The following is a 25,034-nucleotide window of genomic DNA, read 5'->3' on the forward strand; positions in this document are numbered from 1 at the left end:
TTGTAACAGGCTTGTTCAAAGCAGCTTTTGAAGCAGAAGTAGAAAGATGGTCTGTTCAGTCTCATTTAGGGGCGAGAGCGTGTCTTTTGTGATCTGGCGCGCGGCCTGAGTGCGGGTTTCAAACAAGGACCAGCCCTCAGAGGTGGCTTTGACAAGCACGCGGCGTTGATCATTTGGATCAGGCATGCTTTCAACAAGGTTGCGTGCGCGCAGCCTGTCTACCACGCCTTTTATTGTCGCAGCGTCCATTGCTGTTGCACGCCCCAATGCGTTTTGAGGCAAGGCACCAACTTCACAGAGTTTGGCCAATGCCGCGAATTGCGTGGGGGTGAGATCAGAAATGCCTTCGGCAAAAATTGCAAGGTGGCGTTGATTGGCGCGTCGCATCAGGAAACCGACCTGCGCATCAAGGCGATAATCAAGGGCGGTTTCGTCGGGTGCTTGCGTCTTGGGTGTCGCTTTGTTTTGAGTCATACCGGGCTCTGTGCTCTACATGCTTTTATATGGCTTCGGGGGCAGGGGCATATGCGTCCCTTTGGGATCTTCTGTCTCAGATGTGACGCCATGCAAACAAATGTCGTCCATCAATGGGGTGAGAGATCAGAATGGGTATTTATCACCGTCCCGACAAGTTGAAAGACGCGCTGCACCTGCTTGCAAGTGCGCCTGTGACCTTGGCGTCTGGCTGCACCGATCTCTTTGCAGCAACCGAGGCCGCTGCTTTGGAAGAGCAAATATTGGATCTCACCAATATCGCGCCATTGAAAACCATAGAAAATTGCCATGGTCATTGGCGTTTCGGCGCCGCTGTGTCGTGGTCTTCTATTGTGGGGGCTGCTTTGCCGCCAGCTTTTGACATGCTGAAAGCTGCTGCGCGCCAAGTTGGTGGCGTGCAGGTTCAGAATGCCGGAACTCTTGGTGGTAATATTTGCAACGCCTCACCAGCTGCTGATGGTGTTCCACCGTTGCTGGCGCTTGATGCGCGGGTGGAATTGCAGAGTGTTTCAGGCATGCGATACGTGCCTTTATCTGCATTTATCACAGGCCCACGTCAGACCACCCGGCGTAGAGATGAGATCATGACCGCGATTTTGGTTGATGAAGGTAAGGCACAAGGCAGCAGTGCCTTTCTGAAGTTGGGCACGCGAAAACATCTTGTGATTTCTATTGCCTCGGTGGCGGTGCGTTTACAGCTCAACGGAGATCGCGTGGCAGAGGCGGCGCTGGCTGTGGGGGCTTGTAGCCCAGTTGCTTGTCGACTTGATGCGGTGGAAGCTGCCTTGTCGGGTGTGAGGGGCGATGCGGTCGAGCAGCATGTGACGGAGGCAGATGTGCGAGCGGCTCTTGCGCCGATCTCAGACATTCGGGCCACCTCTGACTATCGTCTGGACAGTGTTCCAAGCTTGATCCGAAATGCGTTGATCCTGGCGTCAGGGCGCGGAAAGGCGTTAGAATGATCAGGCTGCAGATTAATGGGCGCGCGCTAGATTATGAGGGGGATCCTCGACGGAGACTGTCGGATGTATTGCGCCACGACTACAGGCTGACCGGAACAAAAGTGGGCTGTGATGCAGGTGATTGTGGTGCCTGCACCGTGTTGGTTGATGGCGCGGCTGTCTGCGCTTGCCTGACCCCCATCGCACAGGTTTCTGAGCGCCGGGTTGAGACCATTGAGGGGCTGCATCCGCGCGGACCCGGCGCTTTGCAACGGGCGTTCCTGCGGCATGGGGCGACGCAATGTGGGATATGCTCTCCGGGTATGGTGATGGCGGCAGAAGCGCTTTTGCGTGACACGCCACAGCCAGACAGATCGCAGGTGGAAACCGCGTTAGCAGGCGTTCTGTGCCGATGCACAGGCTACCAGAAGATCATTGCTGCTGTTTTGGATGTGGCCGGATCTGCGGCAGCGACTGCACCAAAATCTGGTAAAGCAGTCGGTGCAAGAGTTGAAAGGCTGGACGGTGTGGCCAAACTCTGTGGTGAGGAGGCCTTTGGTGCGGATTTTGTTCCGGACAACGCGCTTTGGGTGCGGGCCATCCGCAGTCCCTATGCGGCGGCGCGATTTGCCTGTTCTGAGCTGAGCGCGTGGGCTGCGCGGCATGGGGTGCAAGTCTTCACGGCAGAAGATGTGCCCGGGCGCAATTGCATTGGTGTGATCCCAAGGTTTGCGGATCAGCCGGTCTTGGCGGAACGTCATGTGCGGATGGTGGGAGAAGCAGTGGCGCTTGTTGCTGGGCCAAGGGAGGTTGTACAGGCGCTTGATCTCACCACCGCGCCAATCAACTGGTTTCCGGAACAGTCTCTGGATTTGCAAGATGCCAAAACCAATGGCGCAAAACCTTTGCATGACACGCGCCCAGATAATCTTTTGATTGCGGGTGTGGTATCCCGTGGTGATGCGCAGGCGGCTTTTGCACAGGCGGCCCATGAGGTGCACGGTGTGTTTGAGACCACGCATGTAGAACATGCCTATATTGAGCCAGAAGCAGGCACAGCCTGGATGGAAGGGGATGTGCTTAATATCCGCGCCGCCACGCAGGCCCCCGCCATGGATCGGGGCGATACGGCACTTTTTCTTGGGATGCCTCAAGAGAAAGTTCGTATCCGTCCCGCGGCCACAGGTGGAGGATTTGGCGGCAAGCTTGATATGTCCGTTCAGCCTTTTCTAGGGCTGGTTACACGTCTGACCGGGCGTCCAAGCGTTATGGTTTTCTCACGTGCCGAGAGCATGCAGGCCAGCACAAAGCGCCATCCGGCGCAGATGACGGCACGTCTGGCCGCTGATGCTCAGGGCAAGCTGACTGGAATGTGCTTTGATGGGGATTTCGACACAGGTGCTTATGCCAGCTGGGGGCCCACGGTGGCCGTGCGTGTTCCTGTGCATGCGAGCGGCCCTTATCAGATCCCAAACTATCAGGCTGAGGCGCGTGCCATCCATACAAACGGTCCGGTGGCAGGCGCCTTTCGAGGATTTGGCGTGCCGCAAGCAACGGTTTTGCAGGAAACCCTGATGGATCAGTTGGCCGTCAAGCTTGGAATGGATCGGCTGGTTTTTCGCCAGCTTAATGCGCTGCAAGATGGGCAGCAAACGGTCTGTGGGCAGCGGCTACAGGGCGTTGGCATCGGGGCCTGTCTGGATGCCCTGGCTGCGCGTTGGGCGCAGGCGAATGAGGAAGTTGCCGCATTTAATGGGCGAGCAGGGCGTCTGCGACGCGGGATCGGGCTCGCAAGTTGCTGGTATGGTTGCGGCAACACCGCTTTGCCAAATCCTTCAACCATGCGCATGGGCCTGACGGCTGAAGGGGTTTTGTGCCTCCATCAAGGGGCCATGGACATTGGTCAGGGCGCAAATACCGTGATGGCGCAGATCGCGGCGGATGGCTTGGGGGTGACGGTGGATCAGATCACACTAATTGATGCAGATACGGCGATCACTCCGGATGCTGGCAAGACCTCCGCAAGTCGGCAAACGGTGGTGAGCGGCCAAGCCATTTTGCGCGCTGCGCAGGCGCTGCGGCAACAGATTTTGCAGCTTGTGAACATGGGGCAAGGTGCGAATATAGAGATTGGGCCCAACCGAGTGACAGTTGCGCAAGGGGCGCAACGACGTGACATTGCTCTGCAAGATTTGCCCGTGGGGGCGGAAGGTTACGTGCTGATGGCAGAGGCGCGGTATGATCCACCGACCGAGGCGCTTGATGCGCAAGGGCAGGGCGCGCCCTATGCGGTCTATGGATATGGTGCGCAACTTGCAGAGGTGGAGGTTGATCTTGATCTCGGTACGGTAAAGACGCTGCGCGTGAGCGCGGCGCATGATCTGGGTCGTGTGATCAACCCGACGCTGGCAGAAGGGCAAATTGAGGGCGGTATCGCGCAGGGCTTGGGTATGGCCCTCATGGAAGAATATGTGCCGGGGCAGACTTGTAATCTGCATGACTATCTGATCCCAACGGTGGGCGATATGCCTGAAGTGGTCAGCCACCTCATCGAGGTGCCCGATCCGGAAGGCCCGTTGGGGGCGAAAGGTCTGGGTGAACACACGCTTATTCCAACCGCGCCCGCGATTTTGAATGCCATTACACACGCCTGTGGCGCACAGCTCACACAACTGCCTGCGCGCCCTGATCGCGTTTTAGCGGCCATCAAAGCTGCAGCACTGAAAGCAGAAACGGCGCGATCAGGTCTCTTTGAAAATGCGGGCGAGAGCGCAGAATTGTTCCAGTGAAACGCGCTCAGCACGCTCTGTTGGCTGAATGCCTGCCGCCAAGAGCCGGTCTTCGATATCGGGCGCCTGACCCTTGAGGGCGGCGCGCAGCATTTTACGACGTTGATTGAAAGCTGCAGCAACGATGCGTGACAATGTGTCGGCATCTGCAGGGTAACGCGGCTCTGGTAGGGCTGTGAGGTGCACAACCGCGGAATGTACTTTGGGCGGAGGCGAGAAGGCGCCGGGGGGCAGGGACATCACAATATTGGCGTTGGCGCGCCACTGAGCCAGAATGGCCAAACGACCATAGGCCTTGGAACCGGGCGTTGCCGTAATACGTTCGGCCACTTCACGCTGAAACATGAGGGTGAGGCTTTGCCAGAAGGGCGGCCATTCTTTCGGAGTGAGCCAGCGCACCAAGAGTTCGGTGCCCACATTATAGGGCAAATTGGCTGCCACGCGGATAGGGGGTGTCAGATGGCTGAGCGGGTCGACTTCAAGCGCATCGCCATTGATCACTTTCAGCTGTCCAGGGTAAGCCGCTTCGATTTCTGCCAGGGCGGACATACAGCGCTCATCTTTTTCGATGGCAAGCACGCGACGGGCACCTTCGGCCAACAGACCTCGTGTTAAACCACCAGGCCCTGGGCCGATTTCCAGCACGTCACAGTCTGTCAGGTCGCCTGCGCGGCGGGCAATTTTTGCCGTCAAATTGAGGTCCAGCAGGAAATTTTGCCCCAGCGATTTCCGCGCTGAGAGGCCATGTGTATCGATCACTTCGCGCAGTGGGGGAAGATCGTCTATGGCGCTCATGGGGTCAGCCCTGTGGTTTGGCGGCTGTGCCGCGATTTCTGCCTCCGGCGGGGATATTTGCAGCCAAATGAAGCGTCAAGCGCTTTGTGCCATCTGCCGCGCCATGCGCAGTGCCGCGATTGTACTGGAAGGATTGGCCTGACCTGTGCCTGCAATGTCAAATGCGGTGCCATGATCTGGGGAGGTACGAATGAACGGGAGACCTAAGGTGACATTGACGCCCCCGTCAAAGTCCAGTGTCTTGATCGGGATAAGCGCCTGATCGTGATAGGCGCAGATGGCCACATCATAGCGCGCGCGGGCGGCTGCATGAAACATGGTGTCTGCCGGAAGTGGGCCTGTGAGATCAAAGCCCTCAGTACGCAATTTTGTGATCACAGGTGCAATAACAGTCGCATCCTCATGGCCCATGGCACCACCTTCACCAGCGTGTGGGTTGAGGCCAGCGATTGCGATCCGTGGTGTGGCCACACCACACTGATCCTGCAGGCCCTTGGCCGTGATGCGGATGGTGTCTTCCAACACCTCTTGTGTGAACGCCGATGGCACCTCTGAGAGAGGAATGTGAATGGTTGCAGGCACGACGCGCAGTTGCTCTGAGGCCAGCATCATGACCACGCGCTCGACATTGCCAAGGTCAGCTAAGTACTCTGTATGGCCGGGATAGGCAAAATCGGCACCGTCCTTGAGTGCCTTTTTATGGATTGGGAGGGTGCAGATGGCACAGACTTGATCAGACATAGCAAGATCTACAGCCTGAGCAATGACGTCAATTACGCCTTCAGCATTCTGTGGCGCTGCTCGTCCCGGGGTGCGTGGCGCAGCAAAGGGATGGGCCAGTATCGGCAGGGCATGCGCCGTCACGGCAATCGCATCAGCGGGGTCGTCAATCAATTGAAAGGGCACCGAGCCTGGCAAATGATCGGGATCTGCTATTAAAAAAAAATTCAGCTCAGAGCGCAAAGCGCTCCAGGCTTTTTCCGCTATTTCCAGGCCAACACCAGCAGGCTCTCCACAGGTCAGCGCGATAGGCCGGTCTGTCATTTTTGGGAAATCCGGGCCTGCGCACGCAGTTGGCTGAGATAGCTGTTTGCGTAGCTTTCCAAACGTGTGTTGCGTAGGGATTGAGCCACGTCTTCGCGCGAAATTTCTTCATCCAAAGTGGCTGTGCGACCACACAGCATCAAGACAATCATAGATTGGCCATTTGCTGTGGTCAGATTGGTGGAAATTTCATTGTCGTCCAGCTTTGCCAATTCCAACCCAATGTCCTTGGGGATTTCATTGGGCGCTTTGTTTTCCCGCGTAAGAAGTTCTTCAGGCTTGCCAAAAGCCACACCAAACAGGTCATCACAGCGATCTACCGTAGCGCGAATGCGGGCGGCTTCCTGTAGGTTTTCTTCGGTGCGTCCACCAGGCAGCAGGTAGGTGATATAATCAATAGCCGCGTAGTTCGGCGCAGCGCGTCCAGTTTCGGCAACGCTGCGCATCTGGAAGATGGCAACTGCATTGGGAAGTTGCAGCGGGGGACTAACGTCACCTGGCCGCATTGCGCTTAGGACTGGCCGCAGGGCAGGTGGCAATTTTGTGACATTCATCCAATCAACTCGCCCGCCATCTTCTTTGGTGCCCGCAGCAGAATAAGTACGTGCAGCAGCTTCGAACTCTTCAAAGCTTGAGATTTCGGAGATTTGTGCTGCAAGACTGTTGACCTGCCGTGCATTTTGAGGCGTGACGGGGATGATGATTTCAGACAGCAGAACGCGTACACCGCCTGCACCGCTGTTTTGCGCAATGGCCCGATCAATTTCATCTTCGCTAATTTCGGCATTGCGGCCAAATCGGGTTTGGACGACGGCACCCCAGGTGATTTGCGATGCGAGAAAATCACGGAGTGTTTCTTCCTCGACGCCTTCACCGGACAACGCTTTGATCAGGTCTTCCGGGTTCATATTCACACGGGCTGCGAAGTTTTCAATGCCCGATTGGATGCCTTCCTCTGAGGGTTCAATCCCAATTTGGCGCGCGGCTTGGGCTTTGAGACGGTCTTCGATCAACTGTTCGCGCGCGAGTTCCTCGGGGTTTCCTGGTGCATTCATGATGGCGAGCAGCCGAGCTCGCTGATCCAGTTCAAAATAGGTAATGGCCGCGTCATTGACCAGGATAGCCGGACTGAACGCGTTTTGGGCGAAGGCGGTACCAGTTAGAAATGCGCTGAGAGCCAAAGTACCGACCGTGCCAGTCAAAGCGCGGAAAAGGGAGCGGATCACGGGGCGTTGCGTCATTTGTGTCTTGTCTTCCTGCAAATCAGCCGCAAGTGCGGTCATAACTCTTATTGTTGGAATTCACCGAAAAGCCAAGCAGAGCCACGCTCAGGCCAACGCTTGTGCTGGATTGTACGGTAGAAGAAGTCGAGAAGCGGCGCGAGAGTGAAAGTTCCACCTTCACGCATTCGTTTCTGTATTCAAGGCCGAGACCTGCTTCTGAAGCACGCCCTGAAACCGCGTCAAATCGCCAATCCAGCAGACCGGTCCAATGGCGCGCCAAGCGGTAGCGGCTATCGAGCGCGAGTTCAGAGATTTCTTGGTCGCGGTTTTCTTGTAAGTCTTCATTCAGCCAGATGTAGCTGGCATCCAACCAGAGAGTGCTGTTGCTCCAGCCGACCCGAGCGGAGGCTTTGTCCAAGGTGCCATTGGGATCAATGAGACCGCGGGCGTTGAGCAGCAGACCCGTTTGATTTTTCAATTGACCTGCGATCAAGAAATCAGAAGTTGTCCCAGACAGGCCAGAAGTTTGGGTAAAGTCGCTTTGCGCTTCGGAGCGGAAAATTTGCCCCAAGGATACATGGCTTTGCCAGCCTTTTGTATTGAGGCGTGACCAGTTTAGCCCAACAGCGGTTTGCGCGCCTCTCTCTCTGCGATCATAAGATGTAAAGCGCGACAGCGAGAGCAAATTCCCCTCGTCAAATTCATTGCGCGTGCTTTCGTCATTGGCCACGTCGAGATTGTTGCCACCAGTCCAGCCAATTTGAGCCACTGGTTCAAGCAGGTAGGTTGCGCCGTCTGCAGCTATCTTCGCCATCGGATACCGGAAGTCCACGGAAATGGAAGGCGTTATGGCGCTGTCGAAGGAAGAAACGCTGCTGTCGTTCAGGGTACGATAAGCGTCAAATGCCAATTCGCCAGTAACGCCTGCTCTCAGCCCACCACGCAGCGTCCAGTTGCGCAACCATTGCAGGGAGGCATTTGCGCGGCCCACGTCACGTCCGTCATTTCCATCGGCGCTGGAGCGGCGTTGATGGCCGTGTGCCTCCACGCGTGTGCGTATTTCGCCGCCTATCGATGCTGGAAAGTAACGGCGCTCTGTTTGTGCCTGCAGCACAAGAGATGGCAGCGTATCATTGTCTTCCTCTGCCCGTAGCGACTTGAAATGATGGAATGCAAATTCCGTGCTTTCATTGCGGTTTGCGCGTGAAATTTTGATATTGCTGTTCAGGCGATCCAGATCGGAATAATCGTAGTCAGACAGATAGCTGTCATCGCTCACAGCGCGCAGATTGAAGGTGAGTTTATAGTCGCGTCCTAGGTCAAAGAGGCCGTTCGCAAACACATAGCCACGCGTGATGTCGGGGAGGATGGTATCGTCAGAGACTGCGCCGTTGAACTCGATGCCACCTTTCTCAAAACCTTGTCGATACCGGAACTCCATCGTACGCGTTTCAGAAGTCAAATACGGCGTGAGCGTCAAGTCCCGTGTTTCTCCGAAGGGAATAAAATACGGTACTTTTAAGCCATAGCCTAGCAGGCTGGTGCTCTCAAATGTGGGAATCAAGAAACCCTGTGTGCGATCCAGCGTTGGATCGGGCATACGTAGATGCGGAAAGTAAAAAATAGGCACGTCCCGGATCAATAGGCTGGCGTGATCAAAGTAGATCTGCCGCTCTTTCTGATCATGAACAACACGTTTTGCACGGATACGCCAAAGTGGGGGCTCTCCGGTCTGACACACTCTACAAGAAGAGACAGTTGTCTGGTTCAAAACATTGAAACGCGCATCAAGCCGCTTCATTTCAGCAGATGCCATCTGCATCTGGCCAGCGAGCACCACGCGTGCACTTCTGATCAAACCAGAGCGCAGATCGTCGTCGAGCTCTGCGGCATCGGCGATGATTGAGACATCTTCACCCTGTGTAATGCGAATAGGACCCTCAAAATTGATTTGCCCAGTCTGATTGTCGTAGGTGACTTCTTTGGCCTGCAGCCGGATGCCATCTGCCAGTGCCTCGACATTGCCTTCAGCAACCAGCAAACCTTCGGCCGATATGCGGACGGTATCCGCAACAAGAACAACTTTCTTTGGCGGAGAATTGGCCGAGTGTGGTTGTGTGGTATCTTGGGCAAATGTCTGGCTTGCGAATGCGCAAGTGAGCGCTGTGGCCAGGAGCAGACGGGAAAGTAGGTTGGTCATCCGTCCTCCATATGCAACAACAACCCAAGTGCCAACAGCACGCTGGCAGTGGGAGGCGCCCAAGCTGCCAGTAGAACCGGGATCTGACCATTCTCCCCAAGAATTTGAGCAAAGTTCCGTACAAAATACAGGCTAAATCCAATCAAGACAGCCGTGAGCACGGCTAGGCCAGTGTTGCCAAAACGAGTATGACGCATGGTAAATGCGGATGCGACCAGCACCATTGCCATTAAAAACAGGGGTTGCGCCAGTTCCATATGAAGCCAGACCGTATGGCGTCGCGCTGAGAAACCTGCGTCATTCAATTCGCGGATAAAGCTTGGCAGTTGCCAAATGGGAACCGAAGATGGTGTCCCAAATCGATCGCGAATGCGATCAGGTGTAAGGCTGCTACCTACCAGTAGAGTTTCATGAAACGTTGAATCTGCACTCTGACTGATGCCAGCATTAAGATCCCACACCTGCGCATTTCGGAGTTCCCACCCGTCTTCAATTAAGCGGGCGGACTCAGCCTCTATGCGTCTTTCAGGACCATTGCTGTCAGAATAGGTAATGATGCTCAGATCAACAAATTCGGTGGCATCTGCATTTGTGCGGGCTGCGTGAATGACTGCATGGCCTGAGTTACCGCCTTGACGTAACCAAATGCCTTCTTTGGAAAAAGACAGTGCGTTTGAACCATTGGATCGCAGCGCATCGCTTTGCACCTGATATTGAACCGAGGTCGACGCTACGATTGGGTTGAACATGGTGATGGCAACCACGCCGATGATCAGTGTCATGATTGCAGGGGACAGCACAGAGATGATGCCTGATCTACCTGCTGCGCGCACGACCACGAGCTCAGAGCTGCGCGACAAAGCAATGAAAAGAGCAATTGTTGCCAAGATCACGATTAATGGAAGAAGCTGATAGATGCTTTCGGGGGTGCGCAACAAAGTGAGAGCAACGACCTTCGCAAAGCCGACCTCGTTTACGTCGAAACGTCGCAATTGTTCCATCATGTCCACCAGCACAGTCAAGATGAAGAACACGGCAACAATACCAAGAAAGATCCAAACAAACTTTCTGGCGAAGTAGAAATGTACGGTCACTTCGCCATCCTCCGGCGCAGATGGATCGGATTGGCAGACAGGTTCAATAGTCCTGCGGCAATGGCGAGCCCTAGAAACGCTGGCAAATAGACCAAAGGCCAAGTCTCAGGCGCAGCACGCACTGGGGAATCCATGGCATTTTTGAGGGTTTCCAGCAGCACCAAAATTATAAATGCAATCAAAATTTGGCGCCAAACACCAAACCGACTGAAGCTTCCTGAGATCAGCATTGCAAATCCGATCAATGCGAAAACAACACACATGATCGGTTGGGAAAACCGTTCGTGAAACTCTTGCGTGATGCGGCCAATACTATCACCGGTTTCTTCAGCGACCTGAGGAATTCTACCCGCGATTTCCCAACTTGGGTAATGACGCGCTGATTTTTTCGGAGCAGATTGCGGGTCAATCATTACGCCTACGTCATAAGAAAAATCAGCAAAGTTGGTTGTCATCAACTGATTGGTATCTGCGCTAAAAAACTGAGCAAGCCCATCGACCATTACCAGTTTGGGCCCGGATTCATCTTGAACGAGATAGGCCTCTGATGCTGTGTACGTCGTTGCACGGTCTGGTGTACGATTATCTGACAGGAAAACGTCACGTAGGACGCCATCGGAGGTGATTTCTCGGATGTAAAATGTCACGCCACTTGAGGGATGAAGAAAAGTACCATCCGTTAAAAGACGTGCTGTGATGTTTTCAGTAATTTCCTTTTGCCGCTCACTTAAAGTCGCGTTGCTGGCAGGCACCAGATAATGTGTCAAAACCGAGAGCATCAAACCTGAAATAATCCCGAATACAGCGACAGGGCGGGCCAACCTCCAAGGGCTGAAGCCTGTGGCCTGCATGACCGTAAGTTCGCTTTCGCTGGATAGGCGATTTGTTACATAAAGCGTTCCTGCAAACACCGCCATAGGCAGCACCAATCGAATAACATTGGGCAAAGTCAGAATAGACAATTCAAGGAACACAGACACGTTGTGCCCGCTGGCGATCAGCGTATCAAACAGCGAAACGGCCCGATTGACCCAATAGACCGACACGAGGATCAGCGCAAAAAAGCCAAACAGGGTCAGGAGCTGCGACAAGATATATCTGTCGAATCTGCTCACGCCCAAAAATCCCCCAAGTGCCGTTCTTTGTTTGCGTGCAGTTTAGAGGAATTGCTTAGGTGGTGAAACTGCTATCTGGTGGATGTCTTAGGGATCACTCTGGTCAAGCGAGAAGTCGCGCGTTAGGTGTTTTGTACCATCAATACGGAGAACAGATGATGCGCCCTGTGCAGTTTGCTTTTGAAGAGACACAGTTGGACACTATTGCTGACGTAGAAGGACGGATTGCTGTCTTTGTTCCGGCAGAAGGTAACCTTGATCAAGGAGCACGGCGCATCAATCGGCTGACCAGAGGGGCCATTGAAAAACTGCGTGAGCAAAAGGGCACGGACATTGCGGCCGGGACACATATCGCGTTGGCCTTTCCGGCTGGTTTGAAGGCAGAAGCCGTGGACGTGGTTGTGCTGCCGCGCCGCTGCTCGGTGGAAGATGCGCGCAAAGCTGGCGCTGCACTTGGCAAGGCGCGAAACGGCTCGGAACTGACCGTGCTGGCGGGCACACATCCCAAAGCCGCACAGATCGTGTTTGGCATTGCGATGCGCGACTATGGGTTTGATGGTCACAAAACAGCAGAGACCAAGGATGACGCACGTGCTGTGCGCATGATGGTGAGTAAGCCAGACGATGTTGAAGCAGCAGCAGCACCTTTGCTGGCAGTTGCGGAAGGCACCTTTTTCACGCGTGATCTTGTCAATGAGCCTGCCAATGTCTTGACTACAACAGAGTTTGCCGATCGTCTTGTCGCTTTGAAAGATCTTGGTGTTGAGGTGGAAGTCCTGAACGAAGCCGCACTCAAAGATCTTGGAATGGGTGCGCTTTTGTCGGTTGGTGAAGGCTCCGAAAGCCCTTCGAAAGTGGTTGTCATGCAGTGGAACGGTGGGGAAAAAGATGCCGCGCCGCTGGCGTTGGTTGGCAAAGGTGTTGTTTTTGATACCGGGGGAATTTCTCTCAAACCTGCGGCTGGCATGGAAGATATGACCATGGACATGGGCGGTGCCGGTGTTGTCGCCGGGGCGATGAAGGCTCTGGCGCTTCGCAAGGCAAAAGCCAATGTGGTTGGGCTTGTGGGGCTGGTGGAGAACATGCCGTCCGGGCGTGCGACCCGTCCCGGTGATGTTGTGACATCGATGAAGGGTGACACCATCGAAGTGATCAACACCGATGCAGAAGGGCGGTTGGTGCTGTGTGACGTGATGCATTATGCCCAAGATCGTTTTAAACCCGCTGGCATGATTGATTTGGCAACGCTGACCGGTGCGATCATCATTGGCTTGGGGCATGACAACGCCGGTGTGTTTTCCAATGATGACACGCTGTGTAATGCCTTTTTGAAGGCAGCAGGTGCTGAAGGTGAAGGTGCGTGGCGCATGCCCTTGGGCAGCGGCTATGCCAAACAGCTTAAATCACGCATTGCGGATGTCAAAAACGTCGGTGGGCGGCCTGCTGGATCCATTACGGCTGCGGAGTTTTTGCAGAGGTTTGTTCAGGACGGAACGCCTTGGATTCACCTCGACATTGCCGGTGTGGCCAGTGTGAAATCTGAAACCGCGCTTGCGCCAGCGGGTGCAACGGGCTGGGGGGTGAGTGCCCTGAGCCGCCTTGTGGCAGACCATTTCGAGGAGTAATGCGCGTGGGTGCGGCTTATTTCTACCACCTGACCCAGACATCCATGGATGTGACCTTGCCGCGGCTTTTGGAAAAGGCGCGCGGGGCAGGGTGGAGAATCGCCGTGCGCGGTGTTGATCCTGGCCGCATGGAGTGGCTTGATCAGAAACTATGGCTTTTGGGCGAGGAGAGTTTTCTTGCCCATGGCCTTGCGGGTGGGGCACATGACGCGATGCAGCCCATTCTTCTGACGACGGATGTGACGTTGGCCAATGGGGCAACATGTGTGATGTCGGTAGATGGCGCAGAGGTCAGTGCAGAAGAGGTACAGGCAGCGGATCGGGTCTGTATCTTATTTGATGGCCATGACCCGGAGGCAGTGCAGCACGCGCGCGGACAGTGGAAAGCGCTGACCGATGGGGGCTGTGCAGCGCAATATTGGTCTGAGGAAAGTGGCAACTGGCAGAAGAAGGCTGAAAGCGGTGCTGCCTGACATGAAACGGTCGCTTAGCGGATCAGGATCAGCCTGTTTCCTGCGATGGTGATTTGTTCGAAGCGCTCCAGATAGCTCATGCCCAGCAGGGATTGTGACATTTCGCCTTCATTCACGCTGGCACGCACATCGCGATCGTCAATACCGCTGAAGGAAACGTCTTCAAGCCAAACAGGGGCTGTGCGCACTTCGCCGTTGGCCGTCATGGCGCGCCCGAAGTAAGGCAGATTGTCAGGGTCCAATCCGGCGCGGCGGGCATCCTCCTGTGTCAAAACAAGATCTGTGGCCCCCGTGTCGACAACAAATCGAATGGACGTGCCATTGATGTTGAGATTTGCGTAAAAATGCCCATCGGCGTTGCGTGGAATTTCGATCCGGCCATCCTCGGCAAGCACGGACTGCATTGGGCGCACCGTATGTTGAATGTCTTCCCAAAGCCCAACAAGAGCGATGGCCCCTAAAAAGATGAGCGCCCAGATCGCCGCGTGGCGGAGGGTTTGTCCGAGGTTGATGCGGCCCGAAGAAAGAAACCAGATCAGGACCATGATCAACAGAAGTGCCATATAGATCAGGTGGCCAACATCAAATTCGCTCATGGCGGTGTCTTTCTTTGCTCTAGCCGGCCATCAGGCCAAAGTCTTTCAATCCATCCAATATGAATTGTACCGCCAATGCCGCCAGCAACATGCCAAGCAGGCGTGTGATGACGGTAATGCCCGTACGGCCGAGAAGGCGCTCCAGAAACCCTGCGGTCAGAAACAGGCAAAACACAATACTTAACACGAGAAGTGCGACGCCAAGGACCGCAACGGTGGTCTGAACGCCGCTTTCCTGACCCGCAAGAAGGATCACAGATGTGATCGCACCCGGCCCGGCCAAGAGCGGTATGGCCAGTGGGAAGATGGAGGGATCGGGGTAGTCCTCTTCTGCTTCTTCGGCTTGATCTTCGCGCCGTTTGGTGCGGCGTTCAAACAGCATGTCCAAGGCCGTCAGAAATAGGAGGATCCCACCTGCAATGCGGAAGGCGGGCATGGAGATACCGATGCCATTCAATACTGCCTCGCCCAAAAATGCGAAGACAGACAAAATGATGAAAGCGGTGACACATGCGCGAATGGCAATCATGCGTCGTTGCTGCGCAGGCACGCCCTGTGTCAAGGATACATAGATCGGGAAGAGCCCGATTGGGTCTATGATGACGAAGAGCGTCACAAAGGCCGTGATAAAGGCGGCGCTGTCCATAGTGTTTGGGTGCTCCCTCTTAGAGTGACGTTGAGGCTACGGTCAGCTCTCGGCCTTTTCCAGCTTTTCCAGCGCCTTCATCCAAAGATCTTCGGCGCGGTCTTGGGCATCTCGGACTTCGGCGTATTTCTTCTGCCAGATTTCCATTTCACCAAGTTTGTCACCCTCATAAAATGACGGATCGGCAAGTTTGGTGGCAAGTTTGTCCGCCATCTCATTAAGCTTCTCGATCCGTTGTTCTGATTTCCTGACGTCTGCGCGCAGCGCCAAGATTTCATCACGGCTTGCTTTCTTGGCGACGGGTTTGGGCTTGGGTTTGGAGCCTGCGGGTTTCTCAGCTGTCAGTAAAAGTTTGCGATAGGCTTGCAGGTCATCCTCATAGGGTTTCACTGTTCCGTCTTTTACCAACCAAAGACGATCTGCCACCAAAGTGAGCAGATGCATGTCGTGGCTGACCAGAATAACCGCACCGGTGTAGGCGGTGAGCGCCTCCACAAGTGCCTCGCGGCTCTCGATATCAAGGTGGTTGGTCGGTTCGTCCAGGATCAGCAGGTGCGGCGCATCCAAGGTTGCCAACAAGAGCGAGAGACGTGCTTTTTGCCCCCCTGACAGGCGGCCCACTTCGGTTTCCGCTTGTGCGGCCCCAAGGCCAAATCCAGCCAAACGGGCGCGCAGGCGCGCTTGCCCTTCGGCGGGGCGTTCGCGCATCAGGTGCTGAATGGGGGTTTCATCCACATAAAGCTCATCAACCTGATGCTGCGCAAAGAAGCCGATGCGCAGTTTGGAGGATGTGGTGAATTTGCCGCCCATGGGGTCAAGACGGCTGGACAGAAGTTTTGCAAGCGTGGATTTACCCTGACCGTTTTTGCCCAGAAGCGCGATGCGATCATCCTGATCAATACGCAGATTCAGATTTTTGAGCACCACCTTGTCATCATAACCGGTGGATCCACCTTCAATCGCAATGATGGGTGGCGAAAGCTCTTCGGGCTTGGGGAAGGTGAACACAACACGCGCCGCGTCTTCGGGCGCGGTGATGGGCGTCATCTTCTCCAGCATTTTCACACGGCTTTGCGCCTGTTTGGCTTTTGACGCTTTGGCTTTGAAGCGATCGACAAAAGCTTGCAGGTGTTCACGCTGTGCCTGTTGTTTTTTAGCTGCGGCGGCTTGAACCGCGCGCTGCTCCGCGCGCTGGCGGGCAAATTGATCATAGGGGCCGGTATAATAAGCCAGCTTTCGTTCATCCAAATGAAGGATCGCGCCAACTGAGCGATTGAGAAGCTCACGGTCGTGCGAAATGATCAGAACAGTATGCGGATATTTGACCAGATAGTTTTCAAGCCACAGCGCGCCTTCAAGATCGAGGTAGTTGGTCGGCTCGTCCAGCAGCAGGTAATCTGGCTGTGAAAACAGCACGGCGGCCAGGGCGACTCGCATGCGCCAGCCACCGGAATAGTCCGAACAGGGGCGCAGTTGATCCTCATGATCAAAGCCCAGCCCTTTCAGGATAGAGGCGGCGCGGGCCTCGGCACTCCAGGCGTCAATGTCGCTGAGGCGGGTTTGAATTTCGGCTATGCGGTCTGAGTCGGTGGCGGTTTCCGCTTCAGCGAGCAAGGCTGCGCGTTCTGTATCTGCTGCGAGAACGGTATTTATCAAAGACACTTCGTTAGAGGGCACTTCCTGTGCGACTCCGCCGATGCGCGCGCGGTGGGGCAGGGTAATGCTGCCACCTTCGAGTGACAACTCCCCGCGGATCAAGCGGAACAGAGTGGTTTTTCCGGCCCCGTTGCGGCCGATCAGACCCACTTTGTGGCCGGTGGGAATGGTCGCTGAGGCGCCTTCAAACAGAGGGCGGCCTTCGACGGAATAGGAGATGTCTGAGATCTTAAGCATGATGCGGGTTTGGCGCAGTATTGCAGCGGCGTCAATCATCGCTTTTCAAGTGTTCAAACCCATGCTATCGGAGCGCCAATTCGAATGCTGGCCAGACACGGTGTCTGGCCCTCAGTTTAATGGAGATACAGACATGGCTCTGGAACGCACCTTCTCGATCATCAAACCTGATGCCACCCGCCGCAACCTGACCGGCGCAATCAACGCCAAATTCGAAGAAGCTGGCCTGCGCATCGTTGCGCAAAAGCGCATCCACCTGACCAAAGAGCAGGCCGGTGTGTTCTACGCTGTGCACGCAGAGCGTCCTTTCTACGACGAACTGTGCGAATTCATGGCATCTGCGCCAATCGTGGCTCAGGTTCTGGAAGGTGAAGGCGCAATCGCGAAAAACCGCGAAGTTATGGGCGCAACCAACCCAGCAGACGCAGCACCTGGCACCATCCGCGCCGAGTTCGCTGAATCCGTAGGCGAAAACTCCGTGCACGGTTCTGACGCGCCTGAAACAGCAGCGGTAGAAATCGCATACTTCTTCTCCGGCCTGGAGCTGGTGGGCTAAGCCTAACCGTTTCACGGATGACGATTTTTGAGCGCGGGAGGACAACCTTCCGCGCTTTTCGTTTGATGTGCCTATGGTGAGGAGGTGCAGAGGGGCCATCCCCTCTGGCTCCCCGGGGACTTTTGGGGGCGAATGAAGCAGGGTACGTGGATCAGAGCGTGGATTTTTCAATCACGCCGATCTTGTCGAGCCATGCCTCAAGCTCATTTGTGGCTTTGACTTTTGGGGTAAATGTTTTGGCTTTGAGCGCATCAAAACGTGCACGCAGCTCTGCTTTTTCCTTACCTTTGCAATCGTTCCAGGGGCGCCCTTGGAGCCCCATAACGAGTACGTAGTAGCCAATGAAATGGGGGCGTGTGCCCGATCTGAGCAGTCTTGCGTAGGTTTCATCGGCTCCCAAGGCGCGGAGTTCTTCCGCTGAGTGAATACCCGCTTTATGGCAGGCAGCCTCGACCGCGGGACCAAGATTGCGAATGGAAGAAACCGGTGTGCTCATGCCCTATTTGGTGACATGAGGCAAATTTGATTTCAAGCCAATTGGCGGTTAACTGTTGCGAGTTGCGTTTCTTTGGAAACCGTTGGTCAAATCATCGCCCAGTCGGAAAATACCGGTTTGGGAGCAGACCCATTGGTTTTGGCGGGTTTGTCCTGACGCGCAGGTTTTGCCGGTTGTGCGGCGAGATCTTTTGCGGAATGAGCCATGACTGTGCCTTTCGTTCAAAGTTGTGCAGACCGTCGTAGAAGACTGCGTGTTAAACTATGACATCAGCTTGCCCGGTTGTTTTGATTGCGGAGTGCTCAAATTAGGGCATTTTTTTGCACTAAAGGCTCAATTCTATTCTTTTGCGCGGCAGTCTGGCGCGGTTCAAACCTACTTGCCATAAACGAGACGATCGATACGCTGAGCTGGCTTAGAGGGGAATTTGCACATGTGGACGAGCTTGGTCGCTGCCGGCATCCTGCTGCTGGAGGTGAGTGCAGCGTATTGTGGATGGCGGGCTATTTCTTCGGCGCGGACCGCACAGGGGGCCATGGGCTGGGTGTTGTTCCTGATATTTGCGCCAGTTCTTGCGGTACCTTTGTATTTGTTTTTCGGTCATCACCGGTTTTCACGCTATACAGTTGCGCGAAGGAATTCTGCCCATATTCATGCGGGATTAAGTTCTTTTCACGAGGCACACCGACCCGTCACGCCTTTGCCACAGGTGGCGCATGCTTTAGAAAAAGTGGCGGATCTGGACACCATGCGCGGCAACAGCATGTCGCTTCTGGAAAATGGCGAAGCCACTTTTGAAGCGATTTTTTCAGCCATTGATGCAGCCGAACACTATGTCTTGGTGCAGTTCTATATTTTTCGCGATGATGCATTGGGGAGGCAATTTAAGGACCATTTGATCGCCGCTGCCAAGCGCGGCGTCTCTGTTGCCCTCCTGTATGATCAGGTTGGCAGCCTCCGCCTTTCTCAAGTTTATTTGGATGAGTTAAGCGCCGCTGGAGTGAAAGTACCGACAAATGCTGAAATGCGTGGGCCTAAGACGCGTTTCCAAATCAATTTCCGAAATCACCGGAAGACCGTGGTGGTTGATGGTCGCGTCGGTTTCATCGGCGGGCATAATGTGGGCGACGAGTATCTTGGCAAAGACCCTGCATTGGGCGCCTGGCGGGACACGCATATCAAACTTCTGGGACCTGTGGTGATGCAGTTGCAGCTCGTTTTTGCCGAAGACTGGCATTGGGTGACAGATGAGGTTTTGGGCGATGCGCTGAATTGGGCTCCGGAAACGGTGCATGAGGATATGAACGCGCTACTGGTGCCCACGGGGCCGGCTGACCGGCTTGAAACCGGAGCCTTGATGTTCTTCGCTGCCATTTGCGCAGCCAAAGAGCGTGTTTGGATTGCCTCACCCTACTTTGTGCCTGATCGCGATATTCTGAGCGCCCTAAAAGTCGCCGCCATGCGTGGCGTGGATGTGCGTCTTTTGCTGCCAAGTACAATTGACCATCGTATCGTCTGGTTGGCGCGTTTTGCCTTCTTTGATGAAGTGCGTTTGGCCGGCGTTAAAATTTATGGCTATCAGCCGGGCTTTATGCATCAAAAGGTGATTTTGGTGGATGATACTTTGGCGGGCGTTGGCACGACCAATCTCGACAATCGCTCATTCCGGTTGAACTTTGAAGCGATGGCGATGTTTTTTGATCCGCGCGCTGCGCAAGACGTGGCGCAAATGCTTGAAACGGACTTCCAACAAGCAGAATTGCTTGAGATGCCACTTTCAGAGCATCCCTGGCACGTTCGTTATGGGGCACCGATCGCACGTCTGTTCGCTCCGATCCTATAGGTCGGCAGCGCAGACATCTTTAAAGGGGTGTCCGACTTGGTGTCAGAGGGAAACGATCTTTACCGCAGTGCCTTTGGCCGCCAGTGCCACCTTCCCCTCACAAAGACGCAGCGCATCCGCGCCAAAAACCTCATGCCGCCAGCCATGCAATGCGGCCACATCGCGGCTGCCAGAGGCTAAAGCGTCCAGATCCGCAGAGGTCGCGATCAGCTTTGGGGCCACGCCAGAACTTTCGGTCTTGGCCTTCAGCAGCACGCGCAGCAAATCCGCCAGCGCCGGGTTGACCTGCTGCTTGTCATCCTTTTTGGGCACGCGGGGCATGTCAGAGGCGGGGCATTCCAGACCTGTCTTCACAGCGGTCAGAATGCCATCCGCAATCTCTCCCTTGCGTGCCTCACGAAGGAGAAGACGCGACCGACCAAGATCGTTCATATTGCCGGGCTTGGTGGAGGCCAGCTCTACTAATGCGTCATCTTTGAACACGCGGTTGCGCGGCACATTGCGGCTCTGAGCATAGGCTTCACGAAACTTTGCCAGTTCTCGTACGATTGCGAGGAATTTTGGCGAGGTGGTACGTGTTTTTACCCGTTTCCAAGCATTCTCCGGATCGATGACATAGGTCTCAGGCCGTGTCAGCATCTGGAGTTCTTCCTGAACCCAATGCGCACGTCCCGTCTCAGCTAGCTTTGCGGCCAAAAACTCATATATCTTGCGCAGATGCGTCACATCGGCCAAAGCGTATGTTTTCTGTGCTTCGGTCAGGGGACGGCGCGACCAGTCGGTAAAACGGGAGCTTTTATCCAGTCCCTGCTTGGCAATTTTACGCACCAGTGTTTCATAGCCGACCTGTTCGCCAAAGCCGCACACCATTGCGGCGACCTGTGTGTCAAAGAGCGGATCAGGGAAAACACCAGCTTCCACAAAGAAAATTTCAAGATCCTGACGCGCGGCGTGAAATACTTTGACAACAGAGGTGTCCCGGAACAGTTCGTAAAGCGGCTCAAGCGACAAACCGTCTACCAGCGGGTCCACCAAAACCGCAGTATCATCGGTATCACCAGGAATGGCGAGTTGGATCAGACAGAGCTTGGAATAGTAAGTACGTTCGCGCAGAAATTCGGTGTCGATTGTCACATAGGGCTCTTGGCGCGCCATGTTGCAAAACTGCGCGAGCTCTTCAGTTGTTGTGAGAGTTTTCATGTGCGGCTTTTCTTCTTGCTCTACTGTGCCTTGATATTGTCATCAGGACTAAGGACAATTTTAGCGGAAAGCAATTGACCAAGGCTTAAAGAGTGATGGGTGTGGTATTTCCGGCTGCAAAACGGCGCAAAACGGCTGGATAGAGCTCGTGCTCTTGCTTCAATACGCGCGCGGCGAGCGTTTCGGGGGTATCGCCATCTTCAATGGGAACCGTGGCCTGCCCCAGGATAGGGCCATCATCAAGGGCGGGTGTCACCAGATGGACCGTGCATCCATGTTCTTTGTCACCCGCATCTATTGCGCGCGCGTGGGTGTGCAAGCCTTTGTATTTTGGCAGAAGCGACGGGTGGATGTTCAACATCCGCCCTTCCCATGGGGCGACAAAGCCTTCCGTGAGAACGCGCATGAAGCCCGCGAGGCACAGGATGTCGGGCTGTACGATATCCAGTTCTGCCTGTAGCGCGGCCTCGAAAGCGGCGCGATCCCCTTTGAAGGGACGATGGTCCACCGCGACAGTTTTGACGCCCATCTGAGCGGCTTTGGCCAGTCCGCCAGCATCTGCACTATTGGCGAGTACGAGCACAGGTTCTGCCGGATGGTCGCCTTTGTTCATGTCCTCCAGCAGGCGGACCATGTTGGATCCGCCGCCAGAAATGAAAATCGCGACGCGTTTCTTCACAGAAGCGATCCTGTATAGGTGACGCCTTCACCTACCGTCACGCGGCCAAGCGTATACACCATTTCGCCCTGATCTTTCAGCAACGCTGCCAAAGCTTCGGCCTGATCCGCCTCCACTGCGAGGATCATGCCGACCCCGCAGTTGAAGGTTTTCAAAAGCTCGGCTTCATCCATTCCGCCGGTTTTGGCGAGCCATTGGAAGACTGAAGGCAGTTCCCACGCAGCGAGATCGATGTCACCAGCCAAACCTTCGGGCAAGACACGTGGCAGGTTTTCAGTCAGGCCACCACCGGTGATATGCGCCAATGCATGTACGCCGCCAGCGCGCACTGCAGCCAGAGCCTGTTTTACATAGAGCCGTGTTGGCGTGAGAAGGGCCGCGCCCAAAGTTTGGGTTTCGTCCCAAGGGCAAGTGTCATCCCAGGACAATCCAGAAACTTCGACCAACTTGCGGACCAGGCTATAGCCATTGGAGTGTACGCCATTGGAGCCAAGCCCAATCAGAACATCGCCTTCTTTTACGCCTGCCGGCAGATCCGAGCCGCGCTCCATCGCGCCCACCGAGAAACCGGCAAGATCAAAGTCGCCCGCTTCATACATACCGGGCATTTCCGCAGTTTCGCCCCCAATCAAAGCGCACCCCGATTGATAGCATCCTTCTGCGATACCTTCGATGATGCGCGCCGCGGTTTCGGTTTCAAGCTTCCCTGTGGCAAAATAGTCTAGGAAAAACAGGGGTTCTGCACCCTGACAGACCAGGTCATTGACGCACATTGCCACCAGATCAATGCCAACACCGTCTACGTTTCCGGTGTCGATCGCAATCCGAAGTTTTGTGCCGACACCATCGGTCGCGGCGACGAGGATTGGGTCGGAGTAACCTGCGTCTTTGAGGTCAAACAGTGCTCCAAATCCGCCCAATCCAGCCATCACGCCCGAACGCGTTGTGCGTTTTGCGGCTGGTTTGATGCGCTCCACCAACTCGTTGCCTGCGTCAATGTCCACACCTGCATCTGCGTAGGTGATGCCGTTTTTGCCGTCGCTCATGGGGATACGTCCTTAGAAACCGTTGCTTGGCGTGCTGCTTACTGCATCACTTGGCCAAAGGAAACCAAGGATTGCACCGTCTGCGCTAACAGACGGTGCAATCCACGCATCATGCGCCGTATTGCCAGGGTGTCGCTTGGAAGGCGTAGCCGCCTTGCGTGCGTTTTACCTTGCCCAATCCTGGGAAATCGATGTGTGCGCCGGTCAATAAGAGATTATCCGCGACCGCACGATCAAACAATTTCAGGCGGGTTTGCACGGTTTGTTGCGCATCCGTATCAAAGGCGACTGTCATGCTAGGGGTTTCAAATTGCAGTGCAGTCAGGTGGATGACATCCCCCCAGAACAGTAGCTGCTTGTCCGCAGATTTCAGGATGTAGCCAGAGTGACCTGGTGTATGGCCCGGAAGGGGAAGGGCGGTAAGGCCCGAAACCACTTCCTCCTCACCCGTATGGAGGATCAAGCGATCTTTATATGGCGCGACCGAGTTCCTTGCGATTTGGAAAAAACCTCGGGCGCTTTCCGGCACGCTCGCCATAATCGAGTCATCATGCCAGAAGCGGTATTCCTCATCGGCGATGGAAATTTGTGCATTGGCAAAGACCGCGGCGCCTTGAGCATCAATCAATCCGCCCGCATGGTCTGGATGAATATGTGTGAGAACGATCATGTCGATTGTGTCTGGCAGCACGTTGAGCGCGTTTAGTGCTGCCTGCAGATCTCCAAGCGTGTCTCCCAAAAGATTGGACGTACCGGCATCAATCAAAATACGCCTTCCGTGCATCTCAATGAGGAATGCGTTCACAGGGATCCGTACGCCGCCAGCGTATAGTGATTGCTGCGCTTTTTTCAGGGAGGCCTCAGCGCGGCTTTGCTCAAAGCCAGTGATCAAGTCTGGCGCAATGTCGATGTAGCCGTCCAGAAGTGCCGTTACGGTAGCATCACCAACCGTAAACCGATAAGTCCCCTGAAAGGGCGTATCTGCTGCCGAGCTAGCAAATGAAAGTGAAGGCGCGGCAAGTGCGGCAGGGGTTGTCGCTGCGAAGGCCAAGAGAGATCTACGGGTAATAGCCATTAGGAGCTCCGTTATCAAAAGAGAGTTTTGCCCAGAAAATATCTGGCTGAACTCAATTAATGCGCGTAAATTCAGTTTCGTACCGCCAAATCGCTAATGTTGGCCATAAGAAAGGCTTATATCATGGATCGCTTAGGATTGCTTGAGACTTTGGTCAGCGCCTTAAGCGCAGGCAGCCTCTCCGGCGCAGGCCTGCGACGCGGTATATCGCAATCTGCCGTTAGCCAACAGCTGCGTCAACTGGAAACCCACCTCGGACAGCAACTCCTGCATCGCTCTTCTCAAGGTGTGACGGGGACTCGTGCGGGCATCCTAGTGCAAGAGCATGCGCAGAAACTTTTGGAACGCTATGAGTTGATGCAGGCAGAGCTGGAGGCGCTTGATCAGGATGTGAGTGGGAAAATACGGATCAGTGCTGGAAATTTCCTTGGGCGCGTTGTTTTTGGGCCTGTCTTGCTCGAGTTGGGCCAAGTGCATCCAGATTTGGACATCATTCTCCGATTGGAAGACAGGATGGTAGATGTCGTTCGCGAAGGATATGATCTGGCGATCCGCGCGGGTAAGCTCGGTGAAACCGCCGGCTTTGGGCGCAAAATAGCGTCCCTTGAAACCGTTTTCTTCGCCAGCCCGGCCTATCTTGAGGCACACGGCAGGCCAAAAGCCCCCGAAGACCTGATGCACTTGAAGTTTATTCAGCACCGTGAGGAAAAATCAGGGGGACAGTTTACACTGCATAGAAGTGGGATGGCACATGAGGTGCCGGTGCGCATCGGATTCACCGCCGATGACCCGGAAATCATCCTAAACGCGGTCCGTACTGGTATGGGATACACGCGCGCGGCGCGACTTCTGATACAAAAGGAGATGGACGCCGGGATCTATGAAGAAATCTTGCCAGAATTCATCGCCCCGAGGAAAGACGTGTTTGCGCTTTCGCCAACAAAGACCGTTCCTGGATCCAAAGTTGATCTGGTGATCAACGCATTTGTCGACAAGCTTGCCACATTGAACGCAGGGCTTGAAGAGATTGAAGAAAATGCAGAAATGACGGCTTGACGCCCTTCGCGCCATCTCATAACCACGTCACATGACGGGCCTGTAGCTCAATTGGTTAGAGCAGAGCGCTCATAACGCTTTGGTTGCGGGTTCAAGTCCTGCCGGGCCTACCAAAAACCGTCACATTCTGAGAAAAACGGGCGCGGTGTTCTGG

Annotated in this window: 22 protein-coding genes and 1 tRNA gene; 8 read left to right on the forward strand and 15 right to left on the reverse strand. The window is 54.9% G+C overall.

What is annotated here, in order from left to right:
* Nucleotides 1–15: 15 nt before the first annotated feature.
* Nucleotides 16–474, reverse strand: coding sequence for a MarR family transcriptional regulator (locus J7382_RS05255; protein WP_209067824.1), 459 nt, complete (start codon nucleotides 472–474; stop codon nucleotides 16–18).
* Between the two features lie 131 nt (nucleotides 475–605).
* Between J7382_RS05255 and J7382_RS05260 the strand changes: the two genes are divergently transcribed.
* Both J7382_RS05260 and J7382_RS05265 read left to right on the forward strand, forming a co-directional pair.
* Nucleotides 606–1,457: an FAD binding domain-containing protein gene (locus tag J7382_RS05260; protein ID WP_209067828.1), complete on the forward strand. Its 852-nt coding sequence runs from the start codon at nucleotides 606–608 to the stop codon at nucleotides 1,455–1,457.
* The gene (locus J7382_RS05265; protein ID WP_209067831.1) at nucleotides 1,454–4,225 is read left to right on the forward strand and encodes a molybdopterin cofactor-binding domain-containing protein; all 2,772 of its coding nucleotides are present in this window, start codon (nucleotides 1,454–1,456) and stop codon (nucleotides 4,223–4,225) included. Before J7382_RS05260 ends, J7382_RS05265 begins: the two co-directional genes overlap by 4 nt.
* On the opposite strand, the gene rsmA is transcribed toward J7382_RS05265, so the two are convergent.
* From rsmA to lptF, 6 genes are all read right to left on the reverse strand, one after another.
* Nucleotides 4,178–5,020 (reverse strand): 16S rRNA (adenine(1518)-N(6)/adenine(1519)-N(6))-dimethyltransferase RsmA, encoded by an 843-nt coding sequence (rsmA, locus tag J7382_RS05270; RefSeq protein ID WP_209067833.1) that lies wholly within the window; start codon nucleotides 5,018–5,020, stop codon nucleotides 4,178–4,180. The genes J7382_RS05265 and rsmA overlap by 48 nt on opposite strands.
* A 75-nt stretch (nucleotides 5,021–5,095) precedes the next feature.
* Nucleotides 5,096–6,064 carry a 4-hydroxythreonine-4-phosphate dehydrogenase PdxA gene (gene pdxA / locus J7382_RS05275; RefSeq protein ID WP_209067836.1) on the reverse strand — a complete coding sequence of 323 codons (969 nt, stop codon included), beginning with the start codon at nucleotides 6,062–6,064 and terminating at the stop codon, nucleotides 5,096–5,098.
* Complete coding sequence (locus J7382_RS05280; RefSeq protein WP_209067837.1) at nucleotides 6,061–7,347, reverse strand: peptidylprolyl isomerase; 1,287 nt, start codon at nucleotides 7,345–7,347, stop codon at nucleotides 6,061–6,063. Before J7382_RS05280 ends, pdxA begins: the two co-directional genes overlap by 4 nt.
* Nucleotides 7,328–9,487 (reverse strand): LPS assembly protein LptD, encoded by a 2,160-nt coding sequence (gene lptD, locus J7382_RS05285; protein WP_209067839.1) that lies wholly within the window; start codon nucleotides 9,485–9,487, stop codon nucleotides 7,328–7,330. Before lptD ends, J7382_RS05280 begins: the two co-directional genes overlap by 20 nt.
* Nucleotides 9,484–10,581, reverse strand: coding sequence for an LPS export ABC transporter permease LptG (gene lptG / locus J7382_RS05290; protein WP_209067841.1), 1,098 nt, complete (start codon nucleotides 10,579–10,581; stop codon nucleotides 9,484–9,486). Before lptG ends, lptD begins: the two co-directional genes overlap by 4 nt.
* A complete protein-coding gene (gene lptF, locus J7382_RS05295) occupies nucleotides 10,578–11,696 on the reverse strand; it encodes an LPS export ABC transporter permease LptF (protein WP_209067842.1) in 1,119 nt (372 codons plus the stop codon). The genes lptG and lptF overlap by 4 nt, the downstream gene beginning before the upstream one ends.
* Before the next feature lie 158 nt (nucleotides 11,697–11,854).
* Between lptF and J7382_RS05300 the strand changes: the two genes are divergently transcribed.
* Together J7382_RS05300 and J7382_RS05305 are read left to right on the forward strand one after the other, a co-directional pair.
* Entirely contained in the window at nucleotides 11,855–13,321 is a 1,467-nt protein-coding gene (locus J7382_RS05300; protein ID WP_209068269.1) for a leucyl aminopeptidase, read from the forward strand.
* A 5-nt stretch (nucleotides 13,322–13,326) separates the two neighbouring features.
* Nucleotides 13,327–13,794, forward strand: coding sequence for a DNA polymerase III subunit chi (locus tag J7382_RS05305; protein WP_209067843.1), 468 nt, complete (start codon nucleotides 13,327–13,329; stop codon nucleotides 13,792–13,794).
* Between the two features lie 14 nt (nucleotides 13,795–13,808).
* Here J7382_RS05305 and J7382_RS05310 read toward each other — a convergent pair whose 3' ends face one another.
* From J7382_RS05310 to J7382_RS05320, 3 genes are read right to left on the reverse strand one after another with little or no spacing between them, the layout of a single operon-like run.
* Nucleotides 13,809–14,390 carry a TIGR02281 family clan AA aspartic protease gene (locus tag J7382_RS05310; protein WP_209067844.1) on the reverse strand — a complete coding sequence of 194 codons (582 nt, stop codon included), beginning with the start codon at nucleotides 14,388–14,390 and terminating at the stop codon, nucleotides 13,809–13,811.
* Between the two features lie 19 nt (nucleotides 14,391–14,409).
* On the reverse strand, nucleotides 14,410–15,036 hold the full coding sequence (locus tag J7382_RS05315) for a MarC family protein (RefSeq protein WP_058240756.1): 627 nt from the start codon (nucleotides 15,034–15,036) through the stop codon (nucleotides 14,410–14,412).
* A gap of 42 nt (nucleotides 15,037–15,078) precedes the next feature.
* Complete coding sequence (locus tag J7382_RS05320) at nucleotides 15,079–16,929, reverse strand: ABC-F family ATP-binding cassette domain-containing protein (RefSeq protein WP_209067845.1); 1,851 nt, start codon at nucleotides 16,927–16,929, stop codon at nucleotides 15,079–15,081.
* 133 nt (nucleotides 16,930–17,062) lie between these two features.
* On the opposite strand from J7382_RS05320, the gene ndk reads away from it, so the two are divergent.
* Nucleotides 17,063–17,485 carry a nucleoside-diphosphate kinase gene (ndk, locus tag J7382_RS05325; RefSeq protein WP_209062611.1) on the forward strand — a complete coding sequence of 141 codons (423 nt, stop codon included), beginning with the start codon at nucleotides 17,063–17,065 and terminating at the stop codon, nucleotides 17,483–17,485.
* Between the two features lie 151 nt (nucleotides 17,486–17,636).
* Here ndk and J7382_RS05330 read toward each other — a convergent pair whose 3' ends face one another.
* Nucleotides 17,637–17,981 (reverse strand): TfoX/Sxy family protein, encoded by a 345-nt coding sequence (locus tag J7382_RS05330; RefSeq protein WP_209067846.1) that lies wholly within the window; start codon nucleotides 17,979–17,981, stop codon nucleotides 17,637–17,639.
* A 433-nt stretch (nucleotides 17,982–18,414) separates the two neighbouring features.
* Here J7382_RS05330 and cls point away from each other — a divergent pair, with 433 nt between their 5' ends.
* A complete protein-coding gene (gene cls, locus J7382_RS05335) occupies nucleotides 18,415–19,824 on the forward strand; it encodes a cardiolipin synthase (protein ID WP_209067847.1) in 1,410 nt (469 codons plus the stop codon).
* A gap of 42 nt (nucleotides 19,825–19,866) precedes the next feature.
* Here the strand turns inward: cls and rnd are convergent, their stop codons facing one another.
* The 4 genes from rnd to J7382_RS05355 all read right to left on the reverse strand — a co-directional run bounded on the left by rnd (nucleotide 19,867) and on the right by J7382_RS05355 (nucleotide 23,824).
* Complete coding sequence (gene rnd, locus J7382_RS05340; RefSeq protein WP_209067848.1) at nucleotides 19,867–21,024, reverse strand: ribonuclease D; 1,158 nt, start codon at nucleotides 21,022–21,024, stop codon at nucleotides 19,867–19,869.
* An 85-nt stretch (nucleotides 21,025–21,109) separates the two neighbouring features.
* The gene (gene purN / locus J7382_RS05345) at nucleotides 21,110–21,703 is read right to left on the reverse strand and encodes a phosphoribosylglycinamide formyltransferase (RefSeq protein WP_209067849.1); all 594 of its coding nucleotides are present in this window, start codon (nucleotides 21,701–21,703) and stop codon (nucleotides 21,110–21,112) included.
* Nucleotides 21,700–22,749 carry a phosphoribosylformylglycinamidine cyclo-ligase gene (gene purM, locus J7382_RS05350; protein WP_209067850.1) on the reverse strand — a complete coding sequence of 350 codons (1,050 nt, stop codon included), beginning with the start codon at nucleotides 22,747–22,749 and terminating at the stop codon, nucleotides 21,700–21,702. The genes purN and purM overlap by 4 nt, the downstream gene beginning before the upstream one ends.
* 109 nt (nucleotides 22,750–22,858) lie before the next feature.
* On the reverse strand, nucleotides 22,859–23,824 hold the full coding sequence (locus J7382_RS05355; RefSeq protein WP_209067851.1) for an MBL fold metallo-hydrolase: 966 nt from the start codon (nucleotides 23,822–23,824) through the stop codon (nucleotides 22,859–22,861).
* A gap of 123 nt (nucleotides 23,825–23,947) precedes the next feature.
* Between J7382_RS05355 and J7382_RS05360 the strand changes: the two genes are divergently transcribed.
* On the forward strand, nucleotides 23,948–24,880 hold the full coding sequence (locus J7382_RS05360) for a LysR family transcriptional regulator (RefSeq protein WP_209067852.1): 933 nt from the start codon (nucleotides 23,948–23,950) through the stop codon (nucleotides 24,878–24,880).
* A 36-nt stretch (nucleotides 24,881–24,916) separates the two neighbouring features.
* A tRNA-Ile gene (locus tag J7382_RS05365) sits at nucleotides 24,917–24,993 on the forward strand.
* The last annotated feature ends 41 nt before the right edge of the window (nucleotides 24,994–25,034 follow it).

This window comes from Shimia sp. R11_0, assembly GCF_017744035.1.
GTDB lineage: Bacteria > Pseudomonadota > Alphaproteobacteria > Rhodobacterales > Rhodobacteraceae > Shimia > Shimia marina.